The following is a 26,704-nucleotide window of genomic DNA, read 5'->3' as shown; positions in this document are numbered from 1 at the left end:
TAATAAAAAATGATTATTTTTATTTTATATTTTTTTTATTCCTAGTTCTTTTAATTCCATATTTTTAATGGTATTAGGAGAATTTGTCATTAAACAGGAAGCACTTGTGCTTTTTGGAAATGCTATAACATCTTTAATGCTCTTGCTTTTTGTAAGAAGCATTGTTATCCGATCTAGTCCTATTGCTATTCCTCCATGTGGTGGGGTTCCATAAGTTAATGCTTTTAGAAAAAAACTAAAACTTTTTTTTTGTAATTTTTTAGGAATTTTTAATATATTAAATATAGTTTTTTGCATTTCTTTTGTATTGATCCTAATAGAGCCTCCTCCAATTTCACATCCATTAATAACAAGATCATAGGAGTTAGATAAAGCGTTTTCTGGATCTTTTTTTAAATCTTTTATTTTATATTTCTTAGGTGCAGTAAAAGGATGATGAACGGAATGATAATTTCCTAAATCATCTTTTTTAAACATTGGAAAATCTATAATCCATACAGGTTTCCATTCATTCTTATTAATCATATCAAAATTTTCTGCTATTTTTGTTCTCAGTTTTCCTAATGAAAAATTAACAATGCTCCTATTGTCGGCGACAATTAATAGTAAATCATTATTTTTAATATCTATTAAATTTAATAATTTATTAATTATATTAGTTGAAAAAATAGGATTTATTGAACCTTTAAATCCATTTTTTTTATCAAGTATATTTTTTACTTTGATTAAATGTAATTTTTTAACATTATATTTTCTAAGATATCTTTCATAGTCTTCTATTTTTTTTCTGCTTATTTTAAAACTATTGGAAATATGTAAACCAGCTATACGATAATCTTTGTTATTATTTTTTGTTAAATTAAAAAAAGAAAAATTTTTTTTAAAAATATAAGAAAAATCAATTATTTTAAGAGGATTTCTTAAGTCAGGTTTGTCTGATCCGTATTCATTAACAGCTTGAAAATAAGTAAGAACAGGAAACTTTTTTATATTTACATTAATAATATTTTTCCATAAGTAACAAATCATTTTCTCTATAAATTTACGAATTTTTTTTTCTTTAATAAATGACATTTCAATATCAATTTGAGTAAATTCAGGTTGTCTATCAGACCTTAAATCTTCGTCTCTAAAACATTTAACAATTTGATAATATTTATCAAAACCAGATATCATTAATAACTGTTTAAATAGTTGAGGAGATTGAGGTAAAGCATAAAACTTTCCTTTATGAATTCTACTGGGTATTAAATAATCTTTAGCCCCTTCTGGCGTTGATTTGCTTAATATTGGTGTTTCAATATCTAAAAAATTGTTTTTCTTCATAAAGTTTCTAATTAACATTGAAATATTATTTCTAATTTTTAGATTATTGAATAATTTTGGGTTTCTTAAATCTAAATAACGATATTTAAATCTTATCTCTTCGTTGTTTTCATAATTAGAATCTAGAGGTAATGGTTTAGAATGATTAAAAATTTTTAATTTTTTAACTAATATTTCTATTTCCCCAGTAGGTAAAGTTAAATTTTTATTTTTTTTTTCTCTTTCTTTAACAACTCCAAAAATTTGAATACAAGATTCTTGTTTTAATAAAATTGATTTTTGAAATGTTTTTTTATCTTCTGAATTAAAAACTATTTGTATAATTCCTTCTTTATCTCTCATATCTATAAAGATAATATTTCCTAAATTTCTTATTTTATTTATCCAACCGCATAATCGTACATATTTATTAACATCAGATAATTTGATCTGCCCACAATATTTTGTTCTCATAAAATTCCTAATTATTTTTTTATTAGATAGATAAATATTTATTTTTTATTTTTATAGTTTAAAAAAATATTTTTTAAAAAAGTATATATATATTTATTGAGTAGAAAATATTATTTTATTTTTTTCTAAAAAACTTGAATATTAATTCTATTATTAAATTTTTGTATAAAGAATATTTTTTTGTTAGAAAAAATAAAATTAAGAAAAATATATATAAAAAAAATTATTTTATTGATAGAAAATATCAAATATTAAAAGTTAACCATTACCAAAAAATATTATTTTTTTTAAATCAAAAATTATTTAAATGTTATTAAATTAATAATTTTTATAAAAAAGTAAAAATTTATAAATATTTTGTTTAAACATAAACAAGTTTTATTTTTATAAAATAAATATGTTAATGTATTAACAAAATTTTTTTTAAAAAAATAATTTAATTAAAACAGAAATAGGAAAAAATATTTATTTTTTTTATCTGCTTCTAAAAATTATTCTTCCTTTAGTAAGATCGTAAGGTGTTAACTCTACTGTTACTTTATCTCCTGTAAGGATGCGAATATAATTTTTTCTCATTTTTCCTGATATATGTGCGGTAATTAAATGATCGTTTTCTAATTTTACACGAAACATTGTATTTGGAAGTGTGTCTATAACGGTTCCCTGCATTTCTATATTTTCTTCTTTAGGCATGATTTTCTCGGTTTAAAAAACATTTGTTTTATATAATTTATCATTAATAATAATATTTATATTTTTTTTAATAAAATCAGGAGGATATTTGAAGATATTTTTCGGCATCGATAGCTGCCATACAGCCGCTAGCCGATGAAGTAATAGCTTGTCTGTAAATATGATCAGTAACATCTCCAGCAGCAAAAATTCCTTCTATGCTAGTTTGAGTTTTATATCCATGAAAATTCGAAAGATTAGTTTTTATATAACCATTTTTCATTTTTAGTTGTTTTCTAAAAATATTTGTATTTGGAGTATTTCCTATACAAATAAAAACTCCTGAAAGATTTATTGATTTAGAAATATCATTATTTTTTTCAGAAATTATTTTTATACCTGTTAACTCTTTATTATTTCCTATGAATTTTTTAACTGAATAATTCATATAAGGAACAATTTTTTTTTCTTGAATTTTTTTATTTAAACGGGCAATTAAAATTTTTTCTGCTGTAAAAAATGGTTTTCTATGGATTAAATAAATTTTAGAAACTATATTTGATAAATATAAAGCTTCTTCTATTGCTGTATTTCCTCCACCTATAATTGCAATATTTTTTTCTTTATAAAAAAAACCGTCGCATATAGCACATGTTGAAATCCCTTTTCCGAGAAATTTTTTTTCAGAATTTATACCTAGATATTTTGGAGATGCCCCAGTTGCAATAATTACTGATTTAGCAACATACTCGTATTCTTCTCCAGTTAATTTAAATGGAAAAATTTTGAAATTTACACTCAATATTTCATCAGATATAATTTCAGAGTTAAACTTTATAGCATGTTTTTTCATTCGATCCATCAATTCTGATCCAGTTAAAGAGCTAATATCACCAGGCCAATTTTCAATATTTTCAGTTTTTGTTAATTGTCCTCCCGGAATTATACCGGTAATTAAAGTAGGTTTAAGGTTCGCTCTAGCTGCATATATCGCAGCTGTATACCCAGCTGGTCCAGTTCCTATAATAATAAGTTTCCTACTTTTTAATGATTTCATATTATATGTTTCCTTAAAAAAAAACATTTTTTTAATTTTTTATCAGTATTAGGAAATTAATAATTTTGAATTATTAATAAGAAATTTATTTTTTCTATTCAGAAAAATTATATCATGATTTTTTTTTTTTTAATAGATAATTTAAAGATGTTTTTTTAGTATAAAAAACAATTTCTTTAAAAAAATGTTAAACGGTTTTTAACTTATTAAACTAAAAAAATATTTTTTAAACATTTTTTTAATTAAAAGTATTGCTTAAATCATTAATTCATAAATATTTATATATTTTATGAAAGTATATTTATGTAATGTTTCTATTACATAAAAAAATTGAATTTTTTATTTTTAATTCTTTATTAATAAAAATATTTTTTTGTATTTAAAAGTAATATATTATAATTATAGCTTTAGTTAACTAAGAAAATAAATTAATTATGATAGACAAGAATTTATTACGAAATCAATTAGATATTGTTAATAAAAAATTATTAATGCGAGGATTTACCTTAAATATTGAAAAAATTCAAGAAATGGAGAGAAGTCGAAAAATTTTCCAAGTAAAAACGGAAAATTTACAAGCTATTCGAAATAATTTATCTAAAAAAATAGGAATTTTAAAAAGAATCAAAAAAAATACTTTAGAAATTGAGAACGAAGTTTCAATTATCAATAAAAAAATATATAAATATCGAAATAAATTAAAAATTTTTGAATTAGATTTATTTAAAATTTATAGTGAAATCCCCAATATACCATCAGAAGATACAATTTTTACTTGTATAGAAAATAAAAATCAAGAAATAATGAAGTGGGGAAATATTAAAAAATTTAATTTTAAAATTAAAGATCATATTGAATTAGGAAAAAATTTAAAAGGATTAGATTGGAAATCTTCAGCAAAGATATCTGGATCAAAATTTGTTGTTATGAAAGGGAAAATAGCCTTATTACATCGTGCTTTAAGCCAATTTATGATAGATACTCATACTATTGAACATGGATATCTAGAAACTTATGTGCCTTATTTAGTTAATTCAGAAAGTTTGTATGGAACAGGACAACTACCTAAATTTAGTTCGGATTTGTTTCATATTCAATCTTCTGAAAAAATAAATGAAAAAATTCAATATACATTAATTCCAACAGCAGAAGTTCCTTTAACTAATTTAATTCGGGATAAAATTTTTAACAAAGAAGATCTACCAATTAAACTAACTGCTCTCACACCTTGTTTTAGATTAGAACCTTCTTCTTATGGAAAAGAATCTAAAGGTTTAATTAGAATGCATCAATTTGAGAAAGTAGAAATAGTACAAATTGTAAATCCTAAATATTCTATGGAAGCATTAGAAGAATTAACCTTACATGCCGAAAAAATATTACAATTATTGAATTTACCTTATAGAAAAGTACAGTTATGTCCAAAGGAATTAGGATTTTCTTCTTCAAAAACTTATGATTTGGAAGTTTGGTTTCCATTTCAAAAAAAATATAGAGAAATATCTTCTTGTTCAAATATGATTGATTTTCAAGCAAGAAGAATGAAATCTAAATATAAAAGTAGTTCTAAAAAAACAAAAAAAAAGTTTCTTCATACTATAAACGGTTCTGCCTTAGCTCTAAGTAGAACACTAGGAGCAATAATAGAAAATTATCAATTAGAAAATGGTGCTATTGAAGTACCATTGGTACTACAAAACAAATATATGAATGGACTGAAAATAATTTCTTAAAAAATATCTTTTTGTAGTTTTCGTAAAAAATGTTGGTGAATAATATGAATACGACTTATAATTTTAGTGCTGGTCCTTCTATGATACCTAAAGATATTTTAACTCAGTATAAAAAAGAATTTTATAATTGGAGAAATTTAGGAGCTTCAGTTATAGAGATTAGTCACAGAAGTGTTGAATTTATGAAAGTAGTAGAAGAATGTGAAAAAAATTTACGATTTTTAATGAACATTCCAAGTGATTATCACGTTTTATTTTTTTCAGGTGGGGCAAGGGGGCAATTTTCAGCTATTCCGATGAATTTAACAAAAAAAAATCAACTTACTGATTATGTTTGTAGTGGTTATTGGTCTAATGCCGCTTTTGAAGAAGCTAAAAAATATTGTTTACCTCAAAGAATTAATGTTATTAAACATAACAATAATCGAATAAACATTCTTCCATTTTCAGAATGGAAGCTTAATAAACAATCTTCTTATGTTCATTATTGTCCTAATGAAACTCTAGAAGGAATAGAAATAAAAGAAGAACCTAATTTTTTAAACAAAATAATAATAGGAGATTTTTCTTCAACTATTTTATCTAGACGTATTGATGTTAGTAAATATGGGTTAATTTATGCTAGCGCTCAAAAAAATATATCTTCTTCTGGAGTAACACTAGTTATTATCAGAAAAGACTTAATTACAAGTAAAAAAAAGTTAGTTCCTTCTATTCTAGATTATAATATAGCAATAAAACATCAATCTATGTTTAATACACCGGTTACATTTTCTTGGTATTTAGCAGGTTTAGTTGTGAAATGGTTAATAAAGCAAGGTGGTTTAGAAGAAATAGAAAAGAAAAATGAAATAAAAGCCAATTTACTTTATGAAAAAATAGATACTACAGATTTTTATATTAATAATATCAGTAAAAAGTATAGATCGTATATGAATGTTCCATTTTATCTGAAAAATGAAAAATTAAATAAAGCTTTTATAAAAGAAGCACTATCTTTTGGTTTGTATGCTTTAAAAGGACATAAAATAGTAGGTGGAATAAGAGCTTCAATTTATAATGCAATGCCTATAGAGGGAGTAAAAAAATTGATAAATTTTATGAATTATTTTGAAAAAAAATATAAATAAATCTTTTTTTGCATAACATTTTTCGGATTTTTTAAAATTTATTTAAAATAAATACTTGAGTTTTTATATTATGAATAAAAAAATAAAATTAGAAGCTATAAAAAAAATAAATGGAAATATTTATTTACCAGGTTCAAAAAGTATTTCTAATAGAGTATTACTTTTATCTGCTATATCAAATGGAAAAACTGAAATAAAAAATTTGTTAGATAGCGATGATACTAGATATATGTTAGAAGCATTACAAACTTTAGGAATTCAATATAAATTATTTAATAAAAAAAAATCTTGTATAATTTATGGGAACATTAAAGCTTTTAAAGTTCTTAAAAAAACAACTTTTTTTTTAGGAAATGCAGGAACAGTAGTTAGACCTCTAACGGCTCTTTTTTCTCTTAAAAAAAATAATGTAGAATTAACAGGCGATCCCAGAATGCTTGAAAGACCAATTAAACATTTAGTTGATGCTCTTAAACAAGGTGGTGCTGATATTGTATATCTTAAAGAAAAAGGATTTCTTCCTATTTTTATTAAAGGAGGATATGTTGGAGGAGATATTTATCTTAAAGGAAACATTTCCAGTCAATTTTTAACAGCTTTATTAATAGTTTCTCCTTTATCAAAAAATAACACAAACATTTTTATATTAGGTGAATTGGTATCTAAACCATATATAAAATTAACAATTGAATTAATGAAGAAATTTGGAGTTTTAGTTAAAAATAATAGATATCGTTCTTTTTTTATTCAAGGAAATCAAAACTATAAGACTCCTGGAGAATTTAATATAGAAGGAGATGCTTCATCAGCTTCTTATTTTTTAGCCGCAGCTGCTATTAAAGGAGGAACGGTTAAAGTGCATGGAATTGGAAAAAAAAGTTTACAAGGAGATGTGCGATTTGCCGATGTTTTAGAAAAAATGGGTGCTAAAATTACTTGGGGCTCTAATTTTATTTCTTGTACTAAAAATCAACTAAATGCAGTTCAATTAGATATGAATCATATTCCAGATGCAGCTATGACTATAGCAATAGTTGCATTATTTTCTAAAGGAATAACTAAAATTAAAAATGTATATAATTGGAGATTAAAAGAAAGTGATCGTTTATTAGCTATGGCTACAGAGTTAAAAAAAATAGGAGCTTTTGTTAAAGAAGGAAAAGATTACATTTTAATTAAACCTCCTGAAAAATTTTTACATGCAGAAATTAGCACTTATAATGATCATCGTATAGCAATGTGTTTTTCTTTAATAGCATTATCTAATATTTCAGTAACTATTTTAAATCCCCAATGTGTAAATAAAACATTTCCAACATATTTTAATGAACTTCAAAAAATTAGTACTTATAATTAGTTTTTTAAAATAGAATTGATTTATTTATAAAATTCTTTTATATCTTAAATTTAAGATGTTAAAAAAATCAATAATTTTTGAACAACTAAATTAGTTAATAAATTAAAAATTATAGAAATTTAATATATTTATAATTAAAGTACACTAATTTGGTTTTAACAGGAGAAAAAAATGAATATACTTGCTCCTGTAATTACTATAGATGGACCCAGCGGGGCCGGAAAAAGTGTTATATGTAAAGCTATAGCAAATAAATTAAATTGGTTTTTTCTTGAATCAGGAATTATTTATAGAGCTTTAGCATTAATAGTTATAGAAAATAATATTTCTATTTTAGATTTAGATTTAATCTCAATTTCAAAAAATTTAAAATTTGAGATTTTAAAAAAAGAAAATAATTTTTTATTTTTTTCTAATGGAAAAAATATATCTAAAAAAATTATTTTTCAAAAAGTTAGTGATATAGCTTCACAATTAGCTATGCTTCCTCATGTTCGAAATGCTTTATTAAAAAAACAACGAATGTTTCAAAAATTCCCAGGATTAGTAGCTAATGGTAGAGATATGGGTACAGTAGTATTTCCAGAAGCTGAAATAAAATTTTTTTTAAAAGCTGATTTAATTAGTCGTGTTAATAGAAGAATGCTGGAATTAAAGAAAAAAGGTTTATTTATTAATGCGAATCGATTATTTTTTGAAATGAAAAAAAGAGATAACCGAGATTATACTCGAACTATTTCTCCTTTAATGCCAGCAAAAAATGCTATAATCATTGATTCAACAAATATGAATGTTAAAGAAGTATTTACATTATGCATGCATTATATAAATGAAAAATATAAAAAAGAAATAAAAAAAAGTATTTAATTTACGGTTTTATAAAATGGATATTATAAATAAATATAAACAATATTTAATTAGAAGGATTCTAATTAGAAATTTAAGATGAATTTTCTAAAGAACTATTAATATGACAGAATCTTTTTCAGAATTATTTGAAGAGTCTCTTAAAGAGATTAAAACCCGACCCGGATCAATTATTCAAGGTACTATTATTTCAATTAATAAAGATGTAGTACTAGTAGATGCAGGACTAAAATCTGAGTCTATTATTCCAATCGAACAATTTAAAAATTCTAAAGGAAAAATAGAAATTTCTGTTGGTGAAGTAATTGACGTAGCTTTAGATGCTATAGAAGATGGATTTGGAGAAACAATACTTTCTAGAGAAAAAGCAAAACGACATGAAGCATGGATTTTATTAGAAAAAGCTTACGAAAATTCAGAAACTATAGTTGGAATCATCAATGGAAAAGTAAAAGGTGGTTTTACAGTTGAATTAAATGATATTCGAGCATTTTTACCTGGTTCATTAGTAGATATTCGCCCAATTAGAGATACTATTCATTTTGAAGGTAAAGAACTAGAGTTTAAAGTAATTAAATTAGACCAAAAAAGAAACAATGTAGTAGTCTCTCGTAGAGCTGTTATTGAATCAGAAAATAGTGCTGAAAGAAATCAATTATTAGAAAGTCTTAAGGAAGGAGCTACAGTCAAAGGAATAGTTAAAAATTTAACTGATTATGGAGCTTTTGTAGATTTAGGTGGGGTAGATGGTTTATTGCATATTACTGATATGGCATGGAAAAGAGTAAAACATCCTAGTGAAATTGTTAGTGTAGGGGATGATATTTTAGTAACTATTTTAAAATTTGATCGAGAAAAAATTAGAGTTTCTTTAGGATTAAAACAGTTAGGTGAAGATCCTTGGGTTGAGATTGCTAAAAAATATCCCGAAGGAACTAAATTAAAAGGAAGGGTAACAAACTTAACTGATTATGGATGTTTTGTAGAAATTAAAGAAGGAGTAGAAGGATTAGTTCATGTTTCAGAAATGGATTGGACAAATAAAAATATTCATCCTTCTAAAGTTGTAAATGTTAATAATATAGTAGAAGTTATGGTATTAGATATTGATGAAGAAAGAAGAAGAATTTCATTAGGATTAAAACAATGTACTTTAAATCCTTGGAAAGAGTTTTCTGAAACACATCAGAAAGGATGTCATGTTATTGGAAAAATTAAATCTATTACTGATTTTGGAATTTTTATAGGTTTAAAAGGGGGTATCGATGGTTTAGTTCATTTATCAGATATTTCCTGGACAATTCCCGGAGAAATAGCAGTTCAAAAATATAAAAAAACTGACGAAATTAAAGCTGTTGTTTTACAGGTTGATTCTGAAAGAGAAAGAATTTCTTTAGGAATTAAACAATTACATGAAGATCCTTTAAATCAATTTATTAATACTAATAAGAAAAATGCAATAACTTCAGGAAAAATAATTTCGATTGATAATAAAAGCATAATAGTTAGTTTGGAAAATAATTTAGAAGGAATTATTAAAGTTTCTGACTCTACAGAAACATTCAAAAAAAATAAACAAAATAATTATTTTAAAATCGGAAATCTAATTACAGTAAAAATTAATAATGTTGATAGAAAAAATCGAGTTATTTATCTTTCTTTTCAAGAAAAAGAAAAGAATAAAGAAAAAAAGATAAATAGTGTAAAAAATTCCAAACCAAAAGATGAAAAATTTTCAAATGTTATGTTTGAAGCTTTTAAAGCAGCAAAAAATAGTGAATAAATTTTATTTTTCATATATTAAAAATATTTAATTTATTAAATTTGTAAAAAAAAATTTTCTGAAGTACTTAAAGTACTTCAGAAACATAATTTTAATATTTTTTGGAGTTACAATTATATGAACTTACCATTGGTAATAGCTAATTGGAAATTGAATGGAAGTAAGAAAATATTCTCTTCATTATTAGATTTTTTAAAAAAAAATGAAGAGATTTTTAAAAAAAAGTGCAAGCTTAGTATAGCCCCTTCATATATTTATTTATATAAATTTAAAGAAATTATCAAACAAAATAAATGGATTCAATTAAGTGCTCAAAATGTTGATATTCATCTTTCAGGAGCTTTTACTGGAGAAATATCACCATTAATGTTAAAAGATATGCTAGTAAAAACTGTTATCATCGGTCATTCTGAAAGAAGAATTTTTCATAATGAAGATGAATATTTAGTTGCTAAAAAATTTTGTTTACTAAAGCAAGAAAATTTAATTCCTGTTTTATGTATAGGAGAAACTTTAGAAGAAAAAAAGAATAACAAAACTATAGATGTTTGTAAAAAGCAAATAGATATTATTTTTAATTTGGTTGGAAAAAACGCATTTGATAATACTATTATTGCTTATGAACCTGTTTGGTCTATTGGTTCTGGAAAATCCGCGAATTCTAAAGAAGTTCAATTTATTTTACATTCTTTAAAAACGTATATTAGAAAAAAATCTATTCCTTCATTAAATAATTTTTATTTATTATATGGTGGTTCTGTAAACGAAAAAAACATTGAACTTTTTTGTAAAGAAAAAGATATAGATGGATTTTTAGTAGGCACAGCTTGTTTAAGTTTTCATATTTTTTTAAATGTTTTAAAAAAAATTTTTTAAAAAAAATAAAAAAATATTTATTTAAGTATATTTTTTTAAAGTTATTCTATTCTTTAATAGAAATAGCGCCGGTTTACCCGGCACCAAATTTATTTAAAATAATTTCCTAGCTGTTTCTAACCAATCTTTTTTAAAAGGACGTCTCATATTTTTTAAAGCATCAATAATATCATGATGAACCATTTTTTCATTTTGTATACCGATACATCTTCCATTATTGTATCCTTGTAATGATAATTCGATAGAATATGCTCCCATACGAGAAGCTAAAATCCTATCGTATACTACAGGAGATCCTCCTCTTTGAATATGACCTAAAATAGTGGCTCTTGTTTCTCTTCCAGTTTCTTTTTCAATATATTTTGCTAGTTCTTCTATATCGCATATATATTCTGTAATAGCAACTATTGCATGCTTTTTGCCTTTTTTAATACCTCTTTTAATTTCAAGTAATAATTCTTCCTTTTTATATTCTAATTCAGGTAATAATATAAATTCACAGCCTCCTGCTATTGCTGCACCTAAAGTCAAATCTCCACAAGTTCTTCCCATCATTTCAACAATAGAAATTCTTTGATGAGATGAAGAAGTATCTCTTAATCTATCTATAGCTTCAACAACTGTACCTAATGCTGTAAAATACCCTATCGTATAGTCTGTACCTGGAATATCATTATCAATTGTAGCTGGTAAACTAATGCATGGAAATCCCATTTCTGAAATTAATTTTGCTCCTACATACGATCCATCCCCTCCAATGACAATTAAAACATCTATTCCATTGTTCTTCATATTTGAAATAGCAGTAGAACGTATATTTTTTTTAGAAAATTCAGGAAATCTTGCTGAACCTAAAAAAGTTCCTCCTTTATTAATAATATCTGATACGCTATATCTATCTAAATTTTTCATCTTATTTTTAAATAAACCTAAAAAACCATCATATATTCCAATAACTTCTAATTTTTCACTAATTCCTGCTCGTACAACACTTCGTATAGCTGCATTCATACCTGGAGAATCTCCTCCACTAGTGAGTACACCAATCCTCTTAATCATTTTTATCCCCAGATAGTTTAAATTACATATAAAAATTTTATAATTTTCGAATATTTTTTTTCTTTTTTGAAAAATATAAATTTATATAACTTTTAATAAAATAATGCAGAAAACACTTTAAGAAGTTTAAAATTTTTTATTTAAAAATAATACAAATAATTTACTTTTTAAGAAAATAATATTTAATAGGAATTAATTTTTCATCAAACTCATAAACAATTGGGGTGCCAGTAGGTACATCTAAATTTATTATTTGATTATCTTCAATATTAGACAAATGTTTAATTAGAGCTCTTAAAGAATTTCCATGAGCTACTATTAAAATAGTTTGGTTTTTTTTTATTTTAGGAAATATTTCCTTATTCCAAAAAGGAACTACTCTATTTTTTGTCATTCTTAAACTTTCTGACATTGGTTTTTCTAAATCATTTACTTTTCGATATTTATTGTCGTATCCTGAATAAACTTGATCAATGTTTTCTAATTCTGGAGGAACAATTTCATAGCCTCTCCTCCATTGTTCGACAGTTTCTTTCCCATATTTTAAAATTGTTTCTGATTTATTTAAGCCTTGCAACAATCCGTAATGTCTTTCATTAAGACGCCATGTTTTTTTTATTGGTAACCAAGATTGATTTAGTTCGATTAAAATATTCCATAATGTATGAATTGCTCGTTTTAATAACGATGTAAAACAATAATCAAAATTAAAATTTTTAGATTTTAATAATTTTCCAGAATTCTTTGCTTCTAATAAACCTTGTTTAGATAAATCGATATCATGCCAACCTGTAAATCTATTTAATTTATTCCATTGACTTTCTCCGTGACGAATTAAAACCATTTTTGTAATTTTCATAGATATTCCTTAATTGTATAATTTTAAAAAATTTTTTATTAAATATTTTTTTAAAGTAAAATTAATATAATTATCATTATAAATAATATATTTTTTTAATAAAAAAATAAGGTTTATTAAAAATAATAATTTTATTTTATCTTTATAGTTCTAAGAATAATGTTGGTATATTTTCTAATGTTTCTTTTAAATAATTTAAAAAATTTATAGATTCTTTTCCATCTATAATCCGATGATCATAAGACAATGATAAATACATCATTGGGGCTATTTTTATTTCATTATTTATTACTATAGCTCGATCTTTGATAGTATGCATTCCTAAGATAGCTGCTTGAGGAAAATTAATAATAGGAGTTGATAACAAAGATCCGAAAACTCCACCATTTGTAATAGTAAAAGTTCCATTTTCAAGTTCTTTAATGTCTAATTTACCTTTATTTCCCTGCTCAGAAAAATATTTTATTTTTTTTTCTATTTTTGAAATACTCATTTCATTTGCATTTTTTAAAACAGGGGTAATTAAACCTCTTTCCGTAGAAACAGCAATATTGATATCAAAATAATTGAATTGTATTAAATCATCGTCTTTAACAGAGGAATTAATTGAAGGAATTTTTTTTAAACATTCTATAACTGCTTTAATAAAAAAAGACATTAAACCCAATTTAATTCCGTGTTTATTTTTAAAATAAATACCATATTTTTTTCTGTATTTAATAATAGATTCCATGTTAACTTCATTAAAAGTTGTTAACATAGCAGTAGAATTTTTTGCAAGAAGTAGACGTTCAGATATGCACTTTCTTAAAGGACTCATTTTTTTTCTTGTTGTACTTCTAATATCTGAATTTAAATTTATCTCGTTTTTTTTAGGTAAAAATAATGGTTTATTTTCTATGTTATTAATAACATTATTTTGTATTTTAAAGAAATTTTCTTTTTTATTTTCTTGTTTTGAAAATGAAAAATCTTGATTTATTAGAATATTATTTTTTTCAGAAGATAAAGATCTTCTTAAAGATGGACTGCAATGTTTTTCTTTATTTTCTTTATTTAATTTTTTTTCTTCCTTATTTTTTTTTTCAACAACTTCTCCTAAAATTTGTTTAGATGTTACAATTGATCCTTCTTTTTCAAGAATTTTAGAAAGAATTCCTTCAGAAGAAGACGGTATTTCTAATATTACTTTATCCGTTTCGATATCTACTAAAATCTCGTCTTTTAGAATAATATCCCCAGTTTTTTTATGCCATGATGCAACAGTGGCATTTAAAACAGATTCTGGAAGATCTGGCACTAATATGTCTATTTTTTTCATTTTTCCCTTAATTATTTTCTAAATTATATTTAGAGCATCAAAAATTATTTTTTGTTGTTCTTTTTGATGAATATAAAAAGATCCTGTAGCTGGTGAAGATGATTTAGGACGACCTATGTAATTAATTTGTTGATCTTTAAACATTATTTTTTTTAAATAATTTTTAACATAGTTCCATGAACCTTGATTTTTCGGTTCTTCTTGACACCAAATAATATCATTAATATTATTTAAATATTGAAATATTTTTGTAACTTCCTTATTAGGAAAAGGATATAAATTTTCTATTCTAACTATTAAAATATCGTTTTTTTTATTTTTTATTTGATTCATTAATAGTTCATAATATATTTTTCCAGAACAAAAAATAATTTTCCTTATTTTTTGTTTTTTAACTTTGTTAATTTCATAAAGAACTGTTTTAAAATTTTTATATTTTAAATTTTCTAAAGAGGAAAATGTTAATGGATTTCTTAAAAGTGACTTTGGAGAAAAAATAATTAAAGGTTTTTTATTTTCTTTATAAACATGTTCAGTTAATAAATGATACATTTGTCCAGATGTTGTAGGAATAGAAATTTGCATATTTTTCTTAGCGCATAACTGTAGAAAACGCTCTAATCTTCCCGAAGAATGTTCAGGTCCCTGCCCTTCATATCCATGAGGTAGTAATAATACTAATCCACTTTTTTGATTCCATTTTTCTTCTCCTGAACTTAAAAATTGATCAATAACTATTTGTGCTCCATTAGAAAAATCTCCAAACTGTGCTTCCCAAACAACTAGCATTTCTTTATTAGTAAAACTATAACCGTATTCAAAAGCTAAAGCTGCTTCTTCTGATAAAACGGAATCCCAAATATAAAATTTGGATTTTTTAAATTCAGAAAAAGATTTTAATGGAGTATAAGTTTCTCCACTTTTTTGATCATGAATTACAGCATGTCTATGAAAAAAAGTTCCTCTACAAACATCTTCTCCTGTTATTCTGCAAGAAATATTTTGATTCAATAAAGTCCCATAAGCTAATAATTCTGCAGTACCCCAATCTATTTTTTTTTTCCCCTCTGCCATTTCTAATCTTTCGTTGTATATATTTTTTATTTTTTTATGTAGATTAATTGTAATAGGTATTGAAAAAATATTTTTAGCTATTTTTTCAATATTTTTAGAGGAAATATTTTTTTTATAATTCGAATAATTTTCACTTTCTTTTGTTTTTGTTGATAAAAATTTATTTTTTTTTGTATTTATATTGAGATATTGTTCATATTCTATATCTAATTTTTTACGATAATCTAATGACATTAGTTCTGCTTCATCTGAATTTATTATTTTTTTTTGTATTAATTTATTTTCATATAACGTTTTTACAGTTTTATGATTTTTAATTTTTTGATACATTATAGGTTGTGTTACAGAAGGATCATCAACTTCATTATGTCCTAATCTTCTATAACAAACTAAATCTATAAAAATATCTTTTTTAAATATATTTCTATATTTTACAGCTAATTTAGAAATAAAAACAGCCGCTTCTGGATCGTCTGCATTAATATGAAATATTGGAGATTGAATCATTTTAGCAATATCACTACAATAATTAGAAGATCTTAAATCTTTTTGATTTGAAGTCGTAAATCCTATTTGATTATTAATTATGATATGAATACTCCCACCAACATTATATCCTCTTGTCTGAGACATGTTTAAAGTTTCTTGTACCACCCCTTGTCCGGTAATAGAAGCATCTCCATGAATAATTATGGGAATAATGTTATTACTATTAAATATTTTTTTTTTATCTAAATCTGCTCTAACAGAGCCAAGAACAACAGGGGAAATAATTTCTAAATGAGAGGGATTAAAATGTAAATCTATTAAAATTTCATTTATTTCTTTTAGTTTTGATTTAAAACCCATATGGTATTTCACATCTCCACTATATAAATTTTCAAAATTTTTTGGAGCAAATTCAGAAAAAATATTTCTTATTTTTTTCCCTACAATGTTAGCTAATACATTTATTCTTCCCCTATGTGCCATACCTAATGATATTTTTGAAACTAGTAATTTACTAGATTGAAATATCATTTCAGATAACATTGGTATTAATGTTTCTGAACCTTCTAAAGAAAATCTTTTAACTCCTGGGAATTTTATGTTTAAGTATTTTTCTAAACTTTCAGCTGAAATTAAATATTTTAAAATTTTTTTTTGTTTATTTTTATTAAAAGAAAAATTTTCATTTATCGATTCAATATTTTCTTGTATCCAATTTCTTTCTTCATTATTTTCAATATGCTTATATTCAATTCCTATGGAACTAGAATATATTTTCTTTAAGTCAGAATAAAGATTTTTTAAAGAGAAATATTTTTTATTATTATTTAAATAATAAAAATTTTTATTTTGAATAAATTGATTTATGTTTGTTTCATAACTAGAAATTCTCATATTTTTTTTAAATTCTATTTTATGACTTTCTAATGGGTTTAATTTTGCATATCTATGTCCATATTTTCTAAATAAATCAATTAATTTGAATATTTTAAAGGAAAAATTATTTATTTTTTTATTTTTTAATTTTTCATTTTTAAGAAATTTATCAGTAAAAGTATTACTTTTATTTTTTGTTTTTTCAAAAAAATATAAAAAATTCTTCTTCCAATTTTTATCTATTAAATTTGGATGATTTAAAAATTGTTGGTATAAACTTTCTACATAAAATTGATTACTATTTATTATGTTAAGAAAATCATTCCATGATTCATTATATTTACTATTCATAAAATTTCCTTAAGTTTTTAAAATTAAAAAATATTTTTTATTAATGATAAAATTTTTATTTTTTAAATATTTATAATTTTTTAGATACTTATTATATATTTTTGTGTATCTTTATAAATTTTATATTTTAAAAAAAATATTTATACTGGATTATGAATATCAAAAAAAGAAGCATTTAAACCATGTCTTTTTTTTAACCATTTAGTTAAAGTTTTTATTCCATCTATTTCGCTAGCATGATGTCCTATAGAAAAAAAATGAATTTGATTTTCCCTAACAAAATGAATTGTTTCTTCAGACATTTCTCCAGTTAAAAATGCGTCAATTCCAAATTTAACAGCATTTTCTATAAATTTTTGTCCTTTTCCACTACACCAAGCTATTTTATCAATATATTTTTTTTTATAAGGTTCATAATAAAAAGGAATTCTATGGTATGTATCAATAATTTTTTTTTCTAATTCTTTCCCTGTTATTTTTTTTTTAAATCTACCCCACGGTAATATAGGTAATATATTCCCAATAACTTCTATATTCAATTTATTTGCTATTTGTCTATTATTTCCCATCTTTTTGTGTATATCTAAAGGAAGATGCCAGCTATACAAATTGATATCATTACATAATAATGTTTGAATTCTTTTTTTTAAAATTCCTGTAATAGGTCTGGGATCATTATTCCAAAAATAACCATGATGAACAATAATTGCATCTGCTTTTTCTTTTACGGCTAAATCTAATAAATTTTGACAAGCTGTTACTCCAGTGACTATTTTTTTTATATTTTTTTTTCCTTCTATTTGCAATCCATTAGGTGTAAAATCTTTAATTAATTCACTATTTAATTTTTTATTAACTATTTTTTCTAGAGTTGTATTTAACACTGTAAAAATGCTCCATTTTTTAATTTTTTATTTACTATTTTTAGCTTTTGTAAATTCTTCGCAAAAGTATTTTTTTGTTGATTGATAGTTAACAATTGGATTAGGATAATTAATTTTATACTTTTTCTTATTTTTCCATTTTTCTGGATGATGTATATATTTAATAGGTATTTTCTTTAGTTCAGGACAAAAAGAATATATAAATTTTCCTTTTGGATCAAATTTTTCACTTTGTATAGTTGGATTTAAAATTCTAAAATATGGAACAGAATCAAACCCTACTGAAGCTGTCCACTGCCATCCTCCAATATTAGAAGAAAAATCTCCGTCAATCAATTGAGACATAAAATATCTAGCTCCTTTTCTCCAATCTATCAAAAGATTTTTAGTTAAAAATGAGGCTGTAATCATTCTTAATCTATTATGCATCCAACCAGTTTTCTTTAATTGTCTCATAGCAGCATCTATTATAGGATAGCCAGTTGTTCCATTTTTCCAAGAAGAAAAATGTTGATCATTGTTACTCCATTTTATATTTTTTTCCCAAAAAAAAATAGATTGTTCTTTACTAATTAAAGAATATGCGCTTAATGTATGTTTATAAAATTCCCTCCAAATAAGTTCATTTAACCAAGTTATTTTATCATTATTAATATTTTTAAAAGAAATTTTTTCTTTAAATATTTTAGCTAAACATTGCCTTGGGGATAAGATTCCAACGCTTAAATAAGGTGATAATAAACTAGTTGAAGATAATCCGAAAAAATTTCTTTTTAAGGAATAGTTAAAACATTTTTTTTTAAAAAAAGTATTTAATTTTTTAATAGCATTATCTTCTCCGACAGGAAAAAGTTGAGTCGAGAATTTTTCTTTAGGAAAAGTAAAAGGTACAATTTTAGAAAAAGTATTTTTTATTTTAACAGAACGAATACTTGGAGAAGGAAAACATTTTATTTCTTTGTTATTTAAATAATTAAGAATTTTATTTTTAAAAGGAGTAAATTTTATATAACTTTTTTTTTTAGAATTAAAAATTAATTTTGGAGAAACCATAATTGAATCATGGTATCCAAGCATATTTATTTTTTCTAGATTTAATAGTTTTTTTATGCTTTCATCTCTTTTTATTTCATTTATTTCATATTGCTTATTATAAAATAAAGTACTAATGCACTTTTTTCTGCAAAATTGAATTAAAAATGGTATTAAAGAGTCAAAATTTGATTTTTCAAAATAGAAAAATGGAATACCTAATAAATTTAAATTCTTTTCTAATAAAATTAAATTTTTGTAAATGAAAGAAGATTGTTTAAATGACATACAATGAGATCTCCATTGTACAGGTGTTGCTATAAAAATAGCTAAAACTTTTTCTGTTTTATTATCACATGCTTTAGATAAAGCAGTATTATCATGTACACGTAAGTCGTTTCTAAACCAAACTAGATTGATACTCATAAATAATTTCTTTTTTTAATTTAATTTTTCAAAGTAAATTTACTATATTTTAAACTAAAATAAATTCAAATTACATTTGAATATATTTTTTTTATATTTTAAAAATATAAAGATATTTTTTTATAAAATAGTTTTTATAATAGATTATAATAATAATTAATTATTTAAATTTTATTTAATACTACAATAGGAAGAACAATGAAACAAATTGGAATTTTTTTTGGTAGCGATACAGGTAATACTGAATTAGTTGCTAAATTAATTTTTAATTATTTTGGAAAAGAAAAATCAAAACTATTTGATATAGCAAATGTAAAAAAAAAAGAAATAGAATCTTTTGAAATACTAATTTTTGGTGTACCTACTTGGTTTTATGGAGAAATGCAGTCTGATTGGGATGATTTTTTGCCAATTTTAAAAAGTATTGATTTTACAAAAAAAACTGTTGCTTTATTCGGATGTGGAGATCAAGAAGATTATGGAGAATATTTTTGTGATGCAATGCGGGTCATATACGACATTGTTAAAAAAAATAAAGGAAATATAATTGGAAAATGGTCAACAAAAAAATATTTTTTTGAGTCTTCAAAAGCTTTATTAAACAAAAAATATTTTTTAGGTTTAACTATCGATGAAGACAGACAATCTGACCTTACTAAAAAAAGAGTTTTAACCTGGATTAATAATCTTATTTTTGAATTAAAAAACATAAAAAAATAAATTTTTTATAATGATTCTTTATTGAGAAAAAAATAATGTCTTTAAAAATATTAAAAGGAATTTTAAGAGAAAAAGCTCGTAAAAAAACACAATTTAATTTAAAAAATAATTTTTTTTTAGGTTTCGATATTTGGAACTTATATGAATTATCATGGCTAAATTTAGAAGGAATTCCACAGTTAGCTTTAGGAATAGTAGAAATTGATTCAAAAAGTATTAATTTAATAGAATCAAAAAGTTTTAAATTTTATTTACATGAATTAAGTAGTAAAATTTTTTTTTCAAAAAAAGAATTTACAAAAAAAATTAAATCTGATTTAAAAAAAATAATTGTAGGAAAAGTAATTGTTACTTTATTTGAATTAAATCATAAAAACTTTAGTTTTATTAGAACACCTTTTGGATTAAACATAGACAATGAAAAAATTAACTTTTTTGATGATTTTAAAAAAAAAGATGTTTTGTACACAAACAATAGAACTAAAATAGTAAAAGAATCATTATATAGTAATTTACTAAAATCTAATTGTCCAATTACAAATCAACCAGATTGGGCATCAATAGAAATTTCATACAAAGGATTTCCAATAAACAAAAAATCATTACTTTTATATTTAATAAATTTTAGAAATACTAATAAATTTCATGAAGATTGCGTTGAAAAGATTTTTACAGATATTATGAATTTTTGTAATCCTATAGAACTTACTGTTTATGCGAGATATAATAGAAGAGGTGGTATTGATATTAATCCATGGAGAAGCAATAAAATTTTCCTTCCTTCTTATCAAAGATTAGTTAGACAATAAAATTGTCTACTATGCTAGATAGCATAGTAGACATTTTCTAAGTTATTAACTTTTAATTAGATATATTTTTTAATATTTTTTTATCTTTACTGTCGATGTTTATTTTTCTTGGTTTTTCTTTCTCTGGAATTTCATACTCAAATATTATTTTTAATAGTCCTAGATTTAAATTTGCTTTTTTTACTTCAACATAATGATCTAAATTAAAAATTAAAGAAAAATTATTTTTTTTAATTCCATGATGTAAAATTTTTTCTTTTTTATCAGTAGAAATAGATTTCTTTTTTGTTCCAATAATTTTTAATTGATTTTTATGAACACTAATATCTAAATCACTTTCAGAATATCCTGGAATACTAACAGTTAGTTCATATGTTTTTTCGTTTTTTTGAATTAAATTATAAATAGGTGCAGTAGATATCGGCTGTTCTCCTGTTAAGGTACTAAACATTTTATCTATTTGATTAAATCTATCAGAAAAAATATTTTCATTAAATGATGGCATTAAAGATAAAGTATGATAAGACATTTTTTCCTCCCTTTAAGTATCATTTTTTATAAAATTTTAAATTTTTATAGATTACATCTAGTATAATCTTACCAACTAATATTGTGCTATTTTTTTTTTTTTCAATGGTTATTTTATAAAAAATAAAAGTATTTATTCAATATTAATTTTCTAAATTTTTTATATTGAATTAAATATATTTATTATTTATTAATACAGCTAAGTCTAATACTTTACTAGAATAACCAGTTTCATTATCGTACCAAGAAATTAATTTAATAAAATTATTATTTAAAGCTAATCCTGCTTTTTCATCAAATATAGAAGTACATTTATTTCCGTTAAAATCCGAGGATACAACTTCTTCATTTGTATAACCAATAATGCCTTTCATTTCGTTTTTTGATGCAGTTTTTATAGCTTTGCATATTTCAAAATAATTGACTGCAACTTTACATCTAACAGTAAGATCAACAACCGAAACATTCGCAGTAGGAACTCTAAATGCTATGCCAGTTAATTTACCTTGTAGTTCAGGTAATACTTTTCCTACAGCTAGAGCTGCTCCAGTAGAAGAAGGTATAATATTTTGTAAAGCTCCTCTTCCTCCTCTCCAATCTTTAACAGAAGGACTATCTACAGTTTTTTGTGTAGCAGTAGTTGCATGTATTGTAGTCATTAAACCTTCAATGATATTAAACTTTTCATGAACAATCTTTGCTATAGGTGCTAAGCAATTTGTAGTACAAGAAGCGTTTGATACTATTTTTTCTCCTTTATAACTATTAAAGTTAACACCTTTAACAAACATAGGAGTTTCATCTTTAGAAGGACCAGTAATGATAACTTTTTTTGCTCCCGCTAAAATATGTTCGTTGGCAGTCTCTTTTGTTAAAAAAATTCCAGTTGATTCTATCACTACATCTACGTCTAATTTACCCCAATTTATATCTTTAGGATTCTTTTCTGAAAAAATCTTAATTTTTTTTTTATTTATAAATAAATAGTTATCTTTTACTTCTATTTTTTTAGAAAATATTCCATGAGTTGAATCAAATTTAAGTAAATAAGCTAAATATTTAATGTTTACAAGATCATTTATAGCTACTACTTGAAACTCGGGACGTTCTTGCGCTAATCTAAATACTATTCTTCCAATTCTACCGAATCCATTAATTCCTATTTTAATAGTCATTTTTTTTCACTTTTTTAGAGTTATAGTTTAAGAGAAAGCTTGAATTAAAAATTATTAAAAATGTTGTTCTATATGTTTATTATATAAATAAATAATTTTTTTTATTTTTTATTTTTTTAAATATTAATAATTAAGGTTATATTTTTTATGTATAACATTTAAAAAATTTAATAAATGTAATTTGTTTATTTTTTAAACAAAAATAAGAAATTTTTTTTAAAAGTTATTTATTAATAATTAATAAATTTTATAGATAAACTTATTTTCATTAGGATATAAAATATATTTTTTTTTTAAAAAAATAATTAATTATTTCTTTTACAAAAAATTTTAATCTATTAATGTTACATGGTAGTATACTTATTTAGCTAAATAAGATTATTATTACTAATAATTAATAAATTATTTATTTATCTTAAATATTTTTTATATATAGACATTATACCAAATTTAAAAAATAAAATATAAAATAAACATATATATTAAAAAAAATAATAGTTAAAATTCAATTTTTATAAAATATAAAAAATATACTTATAGCATTTATCTATTAGATAATTAAATAGTAAATAATTATTAGAATTAAATTTATATTTTTTTAAAACTTAATCTCGGTTTATTCAATATGCTTCCATTATTTTCTTTACATGATATATATCATGATAAAAATAAAAAAGAAAAAAAAAATTTTTTTTCAATAAATGAACTGGTTATACATTTTGAGCACGGAATAGGAAAATTTTTAGGCTTAATTAATTTAAAAAATAATGAAATTGAATCAGAATATATTATGTTAGGTTATGCAAATAATACAAAACTATATGTTCCTATTGCTTCTTTGCATTTAATTTCAAAATATAAAGGAGTTAAAAAAGAAAATGTTAGTATAGATAAATTAGGAAATGAAACTTGGAAAAAAGAACGAAAAGAAACCATTAAAAATATTGAAGATACAGCAACAGTTTTATTAGATATATATTCAAAAAGAAAATTAAAAAGAGGGTTTTCATTTAAAAATGATCTTAATTTATATAAAAAATTTTGTAGCAATTTTTTATATAAAACAACACCTGATCAACAAAATGCTATTGATTCTGTTTTAGCAGATATGTCTAAGCCAATCCCAATGGATAGATTAATTTGTGGAGATGTGGGATTTGGAAAAACTGAAATTGCAATGAGAGCTGCATTTGTATCAATATGTAATAAAAAACAAGTACTTATTTTAGTACCTACAACTTTGCTATCAGAACAACATTTTTTTTCTTTTAAAGAAAGATTTAAAAATTTTTCAACAAATATTTCTATCTTTTCAAGATTTTGCAAAAAAGAAATAGAAAAAAAAAATATACTACAAATTCAAAATGGAAAAATTAATATAGTAATAGGTACTCATAAAATTTTGTTTAAAAAATTAAAGTGGAAGAGTTTGGGATTGTTAATTATTGATGAAGAACATAGATTTGGTGTAAAACAAAAAGAATTAATTAAAAAGTTTAATATAAATATTGATATATTAACTTTAACAGCAACTCCTATACCTAGAACATTAAATATGTCCATAAATGGAATTAAAGATATTTCTATTATAAATACCCCACCTAATAAAAGATTAGAAGTTAAAACATTTGTAAAAAATTATGACTCTAAATTAATTAGAAAAATAATTCTAAAAGAAATTAATAGAGGAGGACAAGTTTATTATTTATTTAATAAAGTAAAACATATTTATAAAATAGTAAATAAACTAAAAAAATTAATACCGGAAGCTAAAATAGATGTAGGACATGGAAAAATGAATGGAAAAGATATAGGAAAAGTTATAAAAAATTTTTATAAAAAAAAATTTAATGTTCTTGTTTGTACAACAATTATAGAAACTGGAATTAATATAATTAATGTTAATACTATTATTGTAGAACAAGCAGACTATTTTGGATTATCTCAATTACATCAATTAAGAGGAAGAGTAGGTAGATCTTTTTATCAAGGATATGCTTGGTTGCTAGTTTATGATTATAAAAAAATTACAGAAAACGCTAAAAAAAGATTATCTATTCTTTCTTCTACAAAATATTTTGGAGCAGGGTTAACTTTATCTACTTACGATTCTGAAATCAGAGGAAGTGGAGAACTATTAGGGAAGAAACAAAGTGGACATATAAAAAAAATTGGAATTTCTTTATATGCAAAACTTCTAAAAAATGCTATTTGGAATTTAAAAAACAAAAGCGAACTGTCATTGTTAGAAACAACTTCTTTTAAACCTGAGATAGATTTAAAAATATCAGCTTTATTACCATCTAAATATATTTCAGATGTGAACACTCGTTTATTTTTTTATAGAAAAATTTCTAGTTGTCAAACTAAAAAAGATTTAAAAACTTTAAAAAATAAAATATTTTTAAAATTCGGAGTAATTCCTGACGTTACAAATAATTTATTTGAAATTGAAAAAATTCGTTTTGTAGCAAAAAAAATTGGAATTAAATGTATTACCTTTTCTAAAACAAAAGGAAAAATAGATTTTTTTAAAAAAAATTTAATTCATATTGAAAATTTATTTAGAATATTAAATTCTGAAACTGAAATTTGGAAAATGAATGGAAAAACATCAATTTTTTTTAAAAAAAAATTTAAAAAACATTCAGAATGTTTAAAATGGATTAAAAATATTTTAAAGGTAATTTCATAAATAAAAAAAATTAATTTCTACTAAATTTAAAATTTAAATCACATATTGATATATTTTTACATATAAATTATAGTTAATTTTATTAATTATCTTTTTTATAAAAAATTTTTTTTATTCAGGAACCTTTATGAACTTGTATATTTACATAGCTTGCCCAGAAAGTAAAACTATCGAAGTATGGAAATTAAAAAATTGTAATTCTATTAGGTTAATTCAAAAAATAAATATTTCAAGAGAAGCTCAACCTATTAAAATTATTAAAGATGTAAATAAACTTTATGTAGGAATTAGACCAAATTATTGTCTAATTACATATGATATTAATCAAAATGGAACTTTGACTCAAATTTCTAAAATAAAACTACCAGCTTCCCCTAATCATATTTCATCAGATAAAAATCTGAATTTTTTATTTATTAGTTCATATAAGTATAGTTGTCTCATTGTTATACTTTTAGATAATTTTTATATTCCAAAAAAAATTATACAAAAAATAGAAAATTTAAAAGGTTGTCATTTTTCTTATCTTGATTTATTTACTAACTCCTTATTTATTACTTCTCTTTTAAAAGATAAAATCTATCTATACTCTTTTAAAAAAGAACAAGGATTAGATGAAAAAAATTTACATTATATAAAAACAAATAAAAATTCTGGTCCAAGACATATGGTCTTTCATAGCACTAAAAAAATTGCATATTCAATTAATGAATTAGATAGTACTGTTAATGTTTGGGAATTAAATAAAAATGTTAAAAATATAAAATGTATTCAAAAAATAGATAGCTTACCTGAAAATTATAAAGGAAATCGATGGGCTTCTGAGATACGTTTAAATTTCTCTAATAATTTTTTATATACTTCTGATCGTTCAGCTAATCTTATTTCTCTTTTTTTAATACAAAAAAAAACGAATCTACTTAAATTAAAAAAACATTTTGATACTGAAGATCAACCCCGTTCCTTTAATATTGATGAAAAAAGTAAAAAATTACTTGTTGTTGGTCAGAAATCCAACCATATGAGTATATATAATATATCTTCAAATACAGGATATCTTTCTAAAGAAAAATCTATTTCAGTAGGAAAGGGTCCTATTTGGATAGAAACTATATATAAATAAAAATTTATATTTATATAAAATATATAAAT

At 22.8% G+C, this 26,704-nt stretch carries 21 protein-coding genes; 10 read left to right on the top strand and 11 right to left on the bottom strand.

Features of this window, described 5'->3' with window-relative positions:
* Nucleotides 1-24: 24 nt before the first annotated feature.
* The 3 genes from aspS to trxB all read right to left on the bottom strand — a co-directional run bounded on the left by aspS (nt 25) and on the right by trxB (nt 3,508).
* Nucleotides 25-1,779 carry an aspartate--tRNA ligase gene (gene aspS / locus RJT65_RS01350; protein WP_343152410.1) on the bottom strand — a complete coding sequence of 585 codons (1,755 nt, stop codon included), beginning with the start codon at nt 1,777-1,779 and terminating at the stop codon, nt 25-27.
* 474 nt (nt 1,780-2,253) lie between these two features.
* Nucleotides 2,254-2,472 (bottom strand): translation initiation factor IF-1, encoded by a 219-nt coding sequence (gene infA / locus RJT65_RS01345; RefSeq protein WP_343152409.1) that lies wholly within the window; start codon nt 2,470-2,472, stop codon nt 2,254-2,256.
* 76 nt (nt 2,473-2,548) lie between these two features.
* Nucleotides 2,549-3,508 carry a thioredoxin-disulfide reductase gene (gene trxB, locus RJT65_RS01340; protein WP_343152408.1) on the bottom strand — a complete coding sequence of 320 codons (960 nt, stop codon included), beginning with the start codon at nt 3,506-3,508 and terminating at the stop codon, nt 2,549-2,551.
* Between the two features lie 434 nt (nt 3,509-3,942).
* Here trxB and serS point away from each other — a divergent pair, with 434 nt between their 5' ends.
* From serS to tpiA, 6 genes are all read left to right on the top strand, one after another.
* Nucleotides 3,943-5,241 (top strand): serine--tRNA ligase, encoded by a 1,299-nt coding sequence (gene serS, locus RJT65_RS01335; protein WP_343152407.1) that lies wholly within the window; start codon nt 3,943-3,945, stop codon nt 5,239-5,241.
* Nucleotides 5,242-5,285: 44 nt separating this feature from the next.
* Nucleotides 5,286-6,371, top strand: coding sequence for a 3-phosphoserine/phosphohydroxythreonine transaminase (serC, locus tag RJT65_RS01330; protein ID WP_343153177.1), 1,086 nt, complete (start codon nt 5,286-5,288; stop codon nt 6,369-6,371).
* 70 nt (nt 6,372-6,441) lie between these two features.
* Nucleotides 6,442-7,728: a 3-phosphoshikimate 1-carboxyvinyltransferase gene (gene aroA / locus RJT65_RS01325; RefSeq protein WP_343152406.1), complete on the top strand. Its 1,287-nt coding sequence runs from the start codon at nt 6,442-6,444 to the stop codon at nt 7,726-7,728.
* A gap of 171 nt (nt 7,729-7,899) precedes the next feature.
* Nucleotides 7,900-8,595 (top strand): (d)CMP kinase, encoded by a 696-nt coding sequence (gene cmk / locus RJT65_RS01320; RefSeq protein ID WP_343152405.1) that lies wholly within the window; start codon nt 7,900-7,902, stop codon nt 8,593-8,595.
* A 103-nt stretch (nt 8,596-8,698) separates the two neighbouring features.
* Entirely contained in the window at nt 8,699-10,378 is a 1,680-nt protein-coding gene (gene rpsA, locus RJT65_RS01315) for a 30S ribosomal protein S1 (protein WP_343152403.1), read from the top strand.
* A gap of 117 nt (nt 10,379-10,495) precedes the next feature.
* The gene (gene tpiA / locus RJT65_RS01310; RefSeq protein WP_343152402.1) at nt 10,496-11,254 is read left to right on the top strand and encodes a triose-phosphate isomerase; all 759 of its coding nucleotides are present in this window, start codon (nt 10,496-10,498) and stop codon (nt 11,252-11,254) included.
* 93 nt (nt 11,255-11,347) lie between these two features.
* Here the strand turns inward: tpiA and pfkA are convergent, their stop codons facing one another.
* The 6 genes from pfkA to phrB all read right to left on the bottom strand — a co-directional run bounded on the left by pfkA (nt 11,348) and on the right by phrB (nt 19,625).
* Nucleotides 11,348-12,313 (bottom strand): 6-phosphofructokinase, encoded by a 966-nt coding sequence (gene pfkA, locus RJT65_RS01305; RefSeq protein WP_343152400.1) that lies wholly within the window; start codon nt 12,311-12,313, stop codon nt 11,348-11,350.
* Nucleotides 12,314-12,473: 160 nt separating this feature from the next.
* Complete coding sequence (gene gpmA, locus RJT65_RS01300) at nt 12,474-13,172, bottom strand: 2,3-diphosphoglycerate-dependent phosphoglycerate mutase (protein WP_343152398.1); 699 nt, start codon at nt 13,170-13,172, stop codon at nt 12,474-12,476.
* Nucleotides 13,173-13,314: 142 nt separating this feature from the next.
* Nucleotides 13,315-14,493 carry a dihydrolipoyllysine-residue succinyltransferase gene (gene sucB / locus RJT65_RS01295; RefSeq protein WP_343152396.1) on the bottom strand — a complete coding sequence of 393 codons (1,179 nt, stop codon included), beginning with the start codon at nt 14,491-14,493 and terminating at the stop codon, nt 13,315-13,317.
* Between the two features lie 18 nt (nt 14,494-14,511).
* A complete protein-coding gene (locus tag RJT65_RS01290; protein ID WP_343152394.1) occupies nt 14,512-17,283 on the bottom strand; it encodes a 2-oxoglutarate dehydrogenase E1 component in 2,772 nt (923 codons plus the stop codon).
* A gap of 140 nt (nt 17,284-17,423) precedes the next feature.
* Nucleotides 17,424-18,167 (bottom strand): Nif3-like dinuclear metal center hexameric protein, encoded by a 744-nt coding sequence (locus RJT65_RS01285; RefSeq protein WP_343152391.1) that lies wholly within the window; start codon nt 18,165-18,167, stop codon nt 17,424-17,426.
* 27 nt (nt 18,168-18,194) lie between these two features.
* Nucleotides 18,195-19,625 (bottom strand): deoxyribodipyrimidine photo-lyase, encoded by a 1,431-nt coding sequence (gene phrB / locus RJT65_RS01280; protein WP_343152389.1) that lies wholly within the window; start codon nt 19,623-19,625, stop codon nt 18,195-18,197.
* A gap of 198 nt (nt 19,626-19,823) precedes the next feature.
* On the opposite strand from phrB, the gene fldA reads away from it, so the two are divergent.
* On the top strand, nt 19,824-20,345 hold the full coding sequence (fldA, locus tag RJT65_RS01275) for a flavodoxin FldA (protein ID WP_343152387.1): 522 nt from the start codon (nt 19,824-19,826) through the stop codon (nt 20,343-20,345).
* Nucleotides 20,346-20,380: 35 nt separating this feature from the next.
* A complete protein-coding gene (gene queF, locus RJT65_RS01270; RefSeq protein ID WP_343152384.1) occupies nt 20,381-21,154 on the top strand; it encodes an NADPH-dependent 7-cyano-7-deazaguanine reductase QueF in 774 nt (257 codons plus the stop codon).
* A gap of 52 nt (nt 21,155-21,206) precedes the next feature.
* Here the strand turns inward: queF and RJT65_RS01265 are convergent, their stop codons facing one another.
* Together RJT65_RS01265 and gap are read right to left on the bottom strand one after the other, a co-directional pair.
* Nucleotides 21,207-21,683 carry an Hsp20 family protein gene (locus RJT65_RS01265; protein WP_343152381.1) on the bottom strand — a complete coding sequence of 159 codons (477 nt, stop codon included), beginning with the start codon at nt 21,681-21,683 and terminating at the stop codon, nt 21,207-21,209.
* Nucleotides 21,684-21,852: 169 nt separating this feature from the next.
* The gene (gene gap / locus RJT65_RS01260; protein ID WP_343152378.1) at nt 21,853-22,857 is read right to left on the bottom strand and encodes a type I glyceraldehyde-3-phosphate dehydrogenase; all 1,005 of its coding nucleotides are present in this window, start codon (nt 22,855-22,857) and stop codon (nt 21,853-21,855) included.
* A 625-nt stretch (nt 22,858-23,482) separates the two neighbouring features.
* Between gap and mfd the strand changes: the two genes are divergently transcribed.
* Both mfd and RJT65_RS01250 read left to right on the top strand, forming a co-directional pair.
* A complete protein-coding gene (gene mfd, locus RJT65_RS01255) occupies nt 23,483-25,552 on the top strand; it encodes a transcription-repair coupling factor (RefSeq protein ID WP_343152375.1) in 2,070 nt (689 codons plus the stop codon).
* A 127-nt stretch (nt 25,553-25,679) separates the two neighbouring features.
* Nucleotides 25,680-26,675, top strand: a complete 996-nt coding sequence (locus tag RJT65_RS01250) for a beta-propeller fold lactonase family protein (protein ID WP_343152372.1) — start codon at nt 25,680-25,682, stop codon at nt 26,673-26,675.
* The last annotated feature ends 29 nt before the right edge of the window (nt 26,676-26,704 follow it).

Source organism: Buchnera aphidicola (Mindarus japonicus) (assembly GCF_039393905.1).
GTDB lineage: Bacteria > Pseudomonadota > Gammaproteobacteria > Enterobacterales > Enterobacteriaceae > Buchnera_A > Buchnera_A aphidicola_B.
This window is presented reverse-complemented; position numbering and strand designations above follow the sequence as displayed.

Excerpts from the sequence above, each read along its gene's own strand:
- pfkA (WP_343152400.1), bottom strand. The coding sequence starts at position 12,313 with ATGATTAAGAGGATTGGTGTACTCACTAGTGGAGGAGATTCTCCAGGT.
- infA (WP_343152409.1), bottom strand. The coding sequence starts at position 2,472 with ATGCCTAAAGAAGAAAATATAGAAATGCAGGGAACCGTTATAGACACA.
- serS (WP_343152407.1), top strand. The coding sequence starts at position 3,943 with ATGATAGACAAGAATTTATTACGAAATCAATTAGATATTGTTAATAAA.
- serC (WP_343153177.1), top strand. The coding sequence starts at position 5,286 with ATGAATACGACTTATAATTTTAGTGCTGGTCCTTCTATGATACCTAAA.
- sucB (WP_343152396.1), bottom strand. The coding sequence starts at position 14,493 with ATGAAAAAAATAGACATATTAGTGCCAGATCTTCCAGAATCTGTTTTA.
- gpmA (WP_343152398.1), bottom strand. The coding sequence starts at position 13,172 with ATGAAAATTACAAAAATGGTTTTAATTCGTCACGGAGAAAGTCAATGG.
- aroA (WP_343152406.1), top strand. The coding sequence starts at position 6,442 with ATGAATAAAAAAATAAAATTAGAAGCTATAAAAAAAATAAATGGAAAT.
- tpiA (WP_343152402.1), top strand. The coding sequence starts at position 10,496 with ATGAACTTACCATTGGTAATAGCTAATTGGAAATTGAATGGAAGTAAG.
- trxB (WP_343152408.1), bottom strand. The coding sequence starts at position 3,508 with ATGAAATCATTAAAAAGTAGGAAACTTATTATTATAGGAACTGGACCA.
- mfd (WP_343152375.1), top strand. The coding sequence starts at position 23,483 with ATGCTTCCATTATTTTCTTTACATGATATATATCATGATAAAAATAAA.
- phrB (WP_343152389.1), bottom strand. The coding sequence starts at position 19,625 with ATGAGTATCAATCTAGTTTGGTTTAGAAACGACTTACGTGTACATGAT.
- fldA (WP_343152387.1), top strand. The coding sequence starts at position 19,824 with ATGAAACAAATTGGAATTTTTTTTGGTAGCGATACAGGTAATACTGAA.
- gap (WP_343152378.1), bottom strand. The coding sequence starts at position 22,857 with ATGACTATTAAAATAGGAATTAATGGATTCGGTAGAATTGGAAGAATA.
- queF (WP_343152384.1), top strand. The coding sequence starts at position 20,381 with ATGTCTTTAAAAATATTAAAAGGAATTTTAAGAGAAAAAGCTCGTAAA.
- cmk (WP_343152405.1), top strand. The coding sequence starts at position 7,900 with ATGAATATACTTGCTCCTGTAATTACTATAGATGGACCCAGCGGGGCC.
- RJT65_RS01265 (WP_343152381.1), bottom strand. The coding sequence starts at position 21,683 with ATGTCTTATCATACTTTATCTTTAATGCCATCATTTAATGAAAATATT.
- RJT65_RS01250 (WP_343152372.1), top strand. The coding sequence starts at position 25,680 with ATGAACTTGTATATTTACATAGCTTGCCCAGAAAGTAAAACTATCGAA.
- aspS (WP_343152410.1), bottom strand. The coding sequence starts at position 1,779 with ATGAGAACAAAATATTGTGGGCAGATCAAATTATCTGATGTTAATAAA.
- rpsA (WP_343152403.1), top strand. The coding sequence starts at position 8,699 with ATGACAGAATCTTTTTCAGAATTATTTGAAGAGTCTCTTAAAGAGATT.
- RJT65_RS01290 (WP_343152394.1), bottom strand. The coding sequence starts at position 17,283 with ATGAATAGTAAATATAATGAATCATGGAATGATTTTCTTAACATAATA.